Below are 7,254 nucleotides of genomic sequence, written 5' to 3' on the forward strand. Positions count from 1 at the left end.
ATCCTGTTTTCCAGCCCCGCACTCTGACCTGGGACGAGGTCGACCCCGACCGTCATCCGTTCGACAGCGCGGAGGCCCTTGCGGACATACGGGCGCTCGCCCCCGCGAGCCGCACCCCGATCCGCCCCGAGGGCACGCGCCGCGAGATCCACGACTGGGCGTGGAACGTGGGCCTGCCCTGGGCCGACGACATGACCCTGGCCATGATCGAGCGGTGGGGGCGCTGGACCGTCGGCTGGCGGTGGGCGCACGACGAGAACGACTTCGACGGCGGACCGGTCGGCGCCTGGTCCCGCCCCAGCGTCTCGATCAGCGCCGACCCGGAGGAGACCCTGGCCCGGGTCGCCGAGGCGCTGTGCGAGTGGCGGGCGTGGCTGGAGGACATGGCCGACCGGTTCGACCACTATCCGCTGAGCACCATGTCCGCCGAGGACCGTCAGGACGCCTGGGAGCGCGCCACCGCCCGGCTGGTCACCCACGTCGTGGACCGCACCGGCGCGGGAAGCGCCTGGTACGGCCACTGCGAGCAGGTCCTCGTGTGGTTCCTGACCCGCTGGGGCGTGGCCGAGGACACCGCACAGGCACAGGTCGAGCGGGCGATCGACGGCCGGTTCGAGAGCTGGTCCGGCCCGAAGCTGGTCGTCCTCAACGACATCGCCGAACGCCTCGCGACCGCGCTGGAGGCCGACTCCTGAGCGCGCCGTCCTCCGGCCCCACCTCTCCGCCGGATCACCTACGGATATGGCTGGCCGTCCGCGACACGGTCCCCTGGCACCGGACACGTGCAGTGCGGCTCCCTGCCGCCGGCCTTCACGAAGGCCTCCCAGTCGTACCCGTCGCCCCGGTAAAAGACGGGGCGGTGCAGGACATCCACGCCCACGACCACCACCGGTCCCCGTTGCGCGCCGCCCGCCTCCGCGCCGCCCTCGACCGGGCCCGCGCCGACGCGGCGTCGAGCCCGCCGCTGACCTTCGCGCGACTCGCCTCCTGGCAGCGACACGTCCTGGGCACCCCCGGCACCCCGCCGTTCCGCACGTTTCCGGCCTACGCCAAACAGGGCCGCGAACGCTACGGCACCGGCCCGGACCTTCCCGACCACCTTGACTCCTGCCTCGCCCAGAGCGCGGACCCGGCCCTTCCGCTCGCGGCCCGCGCCGCCCGCGCCTACCTCGACGTCTGCTTCTTCCATCCGTTCGACGACGGCAACGCCCGTTCCGCGTTCCTGGCGTTGACCTTCGTCCTCGCCCGCGCGTCCGTCGCCCTCGACGAGGTCACCCCCATACGCCGGGTCCCCCGCCGCGCCGACGATCCCGAAGGCGCCCTGTCGTTCGCGGACCTCGTCGCCGTACTCATCACCGCCACGGCCCGTCGCGCCACCTCTCACGAGTCCACCGCCTCACTGCCGCCGCACCGGCACTCGAACCACACCGTCTTGCCTCCTTGCACCCGGGGCCCCACACCCCACTTGTCGACGACCGCGTCCAACAGCACCAGCCCGCGTCCGCGTTCAGCCTCCGGCTCCGATCGGTCCCGTACGACCGGCAGTTGAGTCGACCCGTCCCCGACCTCCACACGAACCCCGGCCGTCTGCTTCAGCAGCAGCAACGTGCAGCGCCGACCGGGTACATGCCGTACGACGTTGGCGAGCAGTTCGGTCACGCCCAACTCGACGGCGTCGACCAGCTCGGCCATCTCCCAGTCGTTCAGGTACGTCCGGACGATGCGGCGCACGTGGTACGCGGAGTGCTCACCAACGGTGAAGCACATCCGGTGCTGGGCGGGTGGAGCGCCCAGGAGGAAGGGGGGAAAGTATGCGTTCACATCACAAGGGTGACCGGTCCCGACTACTGTCAGCGACAGATCGGACACAACACGGCACCGTGTTGGTCGAGTTACGCGAGAGGGGATCCGTGTGACCCAGACCCATGCCCTCGACCCTGGCGCGTCACCGCTCCACTACTACGGCGCCGAGTTGCGCCGTCTCCGGGAAGCGGCCGGGCTGACACAGAAGCAGCTCGGCGACATCATCAACTACACGGCCTCGCTGGTCGGTCAGATCGAAACGGCACGCAGGACGCCGACGATGGAGTTCAGCGAGCGGGCGGATGCGGCGCTCAACACCGGTGGGCTGTTGTCCCGGCTGGTTCCGCTGGTGATGCGCAGTCAGGTTCCGGCTTGGTTCCAGCAGGTGGCAGAGATGGAGTCACGCGCCACTGAGATCTGCACCTTTCACACTCACTTGGTGCACGGCCTTCTGCAGACCGAGGCGTACGCGCGGGCAGTTCTCGGATCGATGGACCAGACCGACCTCGACGACCGCACGGCCGTGCGGCTGGCACGCCAGCGCATCTTCGAGAAGGAGAAGCCTCCGGCCTTCTGGGCAGTCATCAGCGAGGCGGCACTTCATCAGGAAACCGGCGGCCCGGAGACCATGCGAGGCCAACTGGCACATTTGTTGGCCTTCGAGGGAAAACCCCGGATCAACATCCAGGTACTGCCGTTCTCGGTCGGAGGGCATGCTGGCCTGCAAGGCTCATTCGACCTCTTCCGCTTCCCCAAGGACCCGTCCATCGTCTACACGGAGGGCTACGGCAGCGGGCATCCGACCGCCAACCCGGACACCGTCAGCGACTGCTCGCTCCGTTACGATCATCTTCAAGCCGCCGCCCTCTCCCTCAGGGACTCGGCAGAGCTGATCCGACGCGTGATGGAGGACCGCTATGGAGAGCAACGCGATCGCGGCCAGGGCCCGGTGGCGCAAGTCAAGCTATAGCGGCGACCAAGGCGGCAGCTGCGTCGAGTGCGCACCCCTCGACCCCCTCGCCTGGCGCAAGTCCAGCTACACCAGTGACCAGGGCGGCGAGTGCGTAGAAGTCGCCGAACCCCCCTGCCCCACCACCCCCACCCTCCTCATCCGCGACTCCAAGAACCCGGCGGGCCCCCACCTCACCCTCGGCCCCGCCGCGTTCACCGCCTTCGTCGGCTGGGCGGCGGCAGCCTCAGCACACGTCGCCTGATTCCCCACCCGGCAGGTACTGCGACCGTTCCTCGCGGCTGAGGTCGCGGTGGACCGCTCGGCAGATGTCGCTGATCGCCTCACCCGGCGCGGGCAGGTCCGCGTTCCACAGGCGTAGGCGGCCGTCGTGGTCGCCGGTGGCGAGCGTGCGGCCGTCCGGGCTGAAGGCGAGCGTCGTCACGCCTCCCCCGGGGGTGAAGGTCGCCCGCGCGTACCGGGTGGCCGTGTCGTACAGCCGTACCGTCCCGCCGGAGGCCGTCGTCGCGAGGGTGCGGCCGTCCGGGCTGAACGCGAGCTGCACCGGGCCCGCGGAGAGGTTGACGGTCAGGGTGGCGTCGAGGTGGCCGGATGCGGTGTCCCAGAGCCGTACCGTGCCGTCGTCGCTGGCAGAGGCGAGGGTGCGGCCGTCGCTGCTGAACGCCATGGACGACACCTGGTCGAACATCATGCCGAAGTCGGGCGCGCCGGCCTTGGGCGTGGCGCGCCCGGCGGGGTCGGTGAGCGTGGTGCGGACGCGTCCGGTGTCGGGGTCGCGGAGCTGGATGTCGCCGTTTCCGCCTTCCGTGGTGGCGAAGAGGTCGCCGGAGGGGCTGAAGGCCAGCGCCGAACCCACCTCTGCCTTGCGGAGGTCGACCCGGGCGCGGCCGGTCGTGGTGTCCCACAGGGCGAGGCCCGCGCCGCTGGTCACCAGTGTCCTGCCGTCGGGGCTGAACACCATCCCGTTGACGAACTGGTCGGTGAGAGCCGTGCGCGGTCGGCGGGTGGCGACGTCCCACAGTTGCACCTCGGCATCGTGGGTGAAGGCGAGGGTCTTGCCGTCGGGGCTGTAGAGCACCGGCCCCATGAAGCCCAACTGTTCGACGAGTGTGGCTCTCGTGCGCCGGGTGGCCGTGTCCCACAGCCGTACCGAGCCGTTGTCCCGGCCCATCCTGCCCATCTTGACGCTGCCGGTGACGATGGTGTCGCCGTCGGGGCTGAACCCGACCGACGCCAGGTTGCCGCCGGGAACGGTGAGTGTGGCGCGGGGGCGGTCGGTGGCCACGTTCCACAGCCGGACGCTGACCTTGTCTCCGCCGCCGCCGAAGTCACTGTCCTCGTTGCCCGCCGCGAGTTCGGTCCCGTCGGGGCTGAACGCGACCGACATCACGGGGCTGGTGTGGCCGGTGAGGGTGGTGTCGGCGCGTCCGGTGGCGAGGTCCCACAGGCGTACGGTGCCGTCGTAGCTGCCGGCGGCGAGGGTCTTGCCGTCCGGGTCGAACGCCATGGACTCGACGCGGCTGCTGGCGCTGGTGAGGGTGGTCCGCTGCTTGCCGTCGGCCACGTTCCAGAGGTGGACGGTGCCGTCCTCGGTGCCGGTGGCCAGGGTCTTGCCGTCCGCGTCGAACGCCAGCGAACTCACCACGCCGGTGCTGCTCCTGAGGGTGGACAGCTCTCTGCCGGTGTCCAGGTCCCACAGTTGTGCGGTGTGGTCGCGGGTGCTGGTGGCGAGGGTGCGTCCGTCGGGGCTGAACGCCACGGCCATCTCCAGGCCGGTGGGGCCCTTGAGAGTCGTCACGGCACGGCCGGTGGTCACGTCCAGCACCTGCCCGCCCTCCGCTACGGCCAGTGCGCGACCGTCATGGGTGAAGCCCACCGCCGCCATGTTGTCGTCGTCCGGTTCGCGGAGGGCGACCGTACCCCGGACGCGTCCGGTGGCGAGGTCCCACAGGCGTGCGTCGTCGTTGCCGCTGGCGGCGAGGGTCTTGCCGTCCGGACCGAAGGCCAGGGTGCGTACGAAGTTGGGTCCGGTGTCGCCGTCGGGCTTTTCGTCGGCTTTCCCGGATTCGTTCTCGAGTACCTTCCGGGTACGGCCCGTCCCCGTGTCCCACAGCCGTACCGTGCCGTCGAAACCGCCGGTGGCGAGCGTCTTCCCGTCGGGGCTGTAGGCCAGGGCGCCCACGGTTCCGGTGTGTCCGGTCAGACGGCGTTCGAGGGGGACGGCCCCGGCGGCGTACAGGCTCCGCGTGGCCTCGCGGGTCGGGCTCGTGCGGTACGCCTTGACGGCCAGCAGGGAGGCCAGGTCCGTGTCGCTCTCCAGCAGGGCCGTGGACTGGGCCGCCAACTGCCGGGACAGGCCTTCGCGCTGGGCGTCCAGGGCGGTCTGGCGTTGCCAGTAGGCGACGGCGGTGGCGGTCAGGGCCAGGGCGAGGAGGCAGGCCAGGGAGGTGACGAGGACGCGCAGGCGGCGGGTCGTACGGGCCGAGGCGCGCTCTTCGTGCTCCCTAGCGGCGATGCCCGCGCTGAGGAAGGCGGCCTCCAGATCGGTCAGGTCATCGGTGTGCCCGGGACCGCCGAAGTGCTCCTCGGCCGTGACCAGCCGACTCCCCCGGTACAACGCCCCCGCGTCACGGCCCAGTTCCTCCCACGCGCGGGCCGCCTCCGTCAGCTGTCGGTGGGCGCGCAGCCGGTCCCGGTCCTCCTCGATCCAGCCGCGCAGCCGGGGCCAGGCGGTGATGAGGGCTTCGTGGGCGATCTCGACGGTGGGGTCGTCGAGGGTGAGCAGCCGTGCGCGGGTCAGGGCCTCCAGGACCTGGGCGACCTCCTGCCCGCCCCTGCCGGTGGTCTCCAACTCGGCGCGGGTGGCGGGGCGCCGGGTGTCGGGGGTGCCGTCGCCCGGTGAGATCAGCCGCAGCAGCACCCGGCGGGCCGTGGCCGCCTCGGCTGCCGTGAACCGGCCGTAGACGTCCTCGGCGGTCTTCGCGATCGCCCCGTCCAGCCCGCCTGCCGCCTCGTACCCGGCCAGCGTCAGCGTCTTGCCCCGGCGCCGCCGCCATGTCTCCAGCAGGACGTGCGACAGCAACGGCAGCCCACCGGGCTCGTCGTCGATCTCGTCCACGAGCCGTGTCGTCAGCGCCCGCTCCACGGTCAGCCCGGCGGCAGCCGCCGGCTTGACGATCACCTCGCGCAGCTCCGCCGAACTCATCGGCCCGGCCAGCAGATTGGCGTCGCCCAGCGCCTCGGCCAGCTCCCGGTGCTCGGCGCAGCGGCCGTAGAAGTCCGCCCGCACCGCCAGCAGCACCCGCAGTCGGCTCTCCGGGTTCCGGGCCGTCAGCAACAGGTCGATGAAACGGGCGCGTTCGGCCGTGTCATGGCAGAGGGTGAAGACCTCCTCGAACTGGTCGACGATCACGAGCGTGTCGCCCTCCCGGACGTGGGCGTCGTCGCGATCGCCGCGGCGACGCCTGCCCGCGCCGCCGGAGCCGCCGGCGAGCGCGGCCGTGGGTGCCCGCTTGCCGGTGTCCGCGGCACCGCCGCCGCTGTCACCGGTGGCGTCGGTGGCGCTCGCCCCCAGGACGAGGTCGTACGTCCGGGCCAGCTGATCGCCCGGCGTGAGGATCCGAATCCCGGAGAGCTTCGGGCCCTCGTCCTGGGCCTGCCGCAGGGCGGGAACCAGACCGGCGCGCAGCAACGAGGACTTGCCGATCCCGGAAGGCCCGAACACCGCCGCGAACCGACGCCGGCGCATCAGGCCGACCAGGTCGCCGGTGAGGCGTTCCCGGCCGAAGAACAGCCCGCTGTCGCCGGTCTCGAACCGGGCCAGCCCCCGGTACGGCGGCTCCGCGCCCTCGCCGCCGTCCTCCTCGTCGTGGGCGGTGGCCTCCTCCACCGCCTGCCGCCACCGGGCCTCCCACTCATCGGGGTCGCCGCCGCAGGCCGTGACGAACGCGAGCGTGACCGGCAGCGTGGGCAGCTGCTCGCCGCCCGCCGCCTGCGACAGCGTGGTGATCGAGTAACCCGCCCGCGCGGCCATCGCCCGATAGGTGAGGCCACCCGCCTCCGTCCGCAACTTGCGCAACTCGAACGCGAACCGCTGCACCGGTCCGGCCCCAGGATCGACCGGTACCTCTCTACGCCCCGCCACGGACCCGTTCCTTCCCCATCACCCCCCGCACCACTCCGAACGGCCAAACCTACGCGGTGGCCGGTGAAGCGGAGAGATTGCCTCCGGCCATTGTTTGGCCGCCGTCACACCCCTGCCAAACAATGCGCGGGACGGTGAAATCAATGGTGTGAGCGGTACGGGGGACCGCTCACGAGCGGGGATCGAGTGGTACCCGGGGGGACCGCGCACGCGGGCACGGGGAACACTCACGGGGGATACGGGCGGCTCGGGGGATGCCGCTCACGAAGGAAGAGCGGGTCGGGGGACACCGCTCACGGGGGACGGAGCGGTGCACGGGGGACCGCTCACGGGGAGG

At 71.5% G+C, this 7,254-nt stretch carries 4 protein-coding genes and 2 pseudogenes; 4 read left to right on the forward strand and 2 right to left on the reverse strand.

Features of this window, described 5'->3' with window-relative positions; genetic code table 11:
- A pseudogene (locus STRIP9103_RS04765) lies at nt 1–695 on the forward strand (Fic family protein); the annotation flags it as partial.
- 164 nt (nt 696–859) lie between these two features.
- Nucleotides 860–1,549 carry a Fic family protein gene (locus STRIP9103_RS53395; protein WP_009299257.1) on the forward strand — a complete coding sequence of 230 codons (690 nt, stop codon included), beginning with the start codon at nt 860–862 and terminating at the stop codon, nt 1,547–1,549.
- On the opposite strand, the pseudogene STRIP9103_RS48775 reads toward STRIP9103_RS53395, so the two are convergent.
- Nucleotides 1,480–1,767 (reverse strand): annotated as a pseudogene (locus STRIP9103_RS48775) (ATP-binding protein); the annotation flags it as partial. The gene STRIP9103_RS53395 and the pseudogene STRIP9103_RS48775 sit on opposite strands and share 70 nt — an antisense overlap.
- Nucleotides 1,768–1,912: 145 nt before the next feature.
- On the opposite strand from STRIP9103_RS48775, the gene STRIP9103_RS04775 reads away from it, so the two are divergent.
- Nucleotides 1,913–2,773: a helix-turn-helix domain-containing protein gene (locus STRIP9103_RS04775; protein WP_009299260.1), complete on the forward strand. Its 861-nt coding sequence runs from the start codon at nt 1,913–1,915 to the stop codon at nt 2,771–2,773.
- Nucleotides 2,721–3,017: a DUF397 domain-containing protein gene (locus STRIP9103_RS04780; RefSeq protein WP_048819702.1), complete on the forward strand. Its 297-nt coding sequence runs from the start codon at nt 2,721–2,723 to the stop codon at nt 3,015–3,017. The genes STRIP9103_RS04775 and STRIP9103_RS04780 overlap by 53 nt, the downstream gene beginning before the upstream one ends.
- On the opposite strand, the gene STRIP9103_RS04785 is transcribed toward STRIP9103_RS04780, so the two are convergent.
- Nucleotides 3,000–6,917: an nSTAND1 domain-containing NTPase gene (locus STRIP9103_RS04785; protein WP_009299259.1), complete on the reverse strand. Its 3,918-nt coding sequence runs from the start codon at nt 6,915–6,917 to the stop codon at nt 3,000–3,002. The genes STRIP9103_RS04780 and STRIP9103_RS04785 overlap by 18 nt on opposite strands.
- Between the last annotated feature and the right edge of the window lie 337 nt (nt 6,918–7,254).

The sequence above is a fragment of the Streptomyces ipomoeae 91-03 genome (genome assembly GCF_000317595.1).
GTDB classification, from domain to species: domain Bacteria; phylum Actinomycetota; class Actinomycetes; order Streptomycetales; family Streptomycetaceae; genus Streptomyces; species Streptomyces ipomoeae.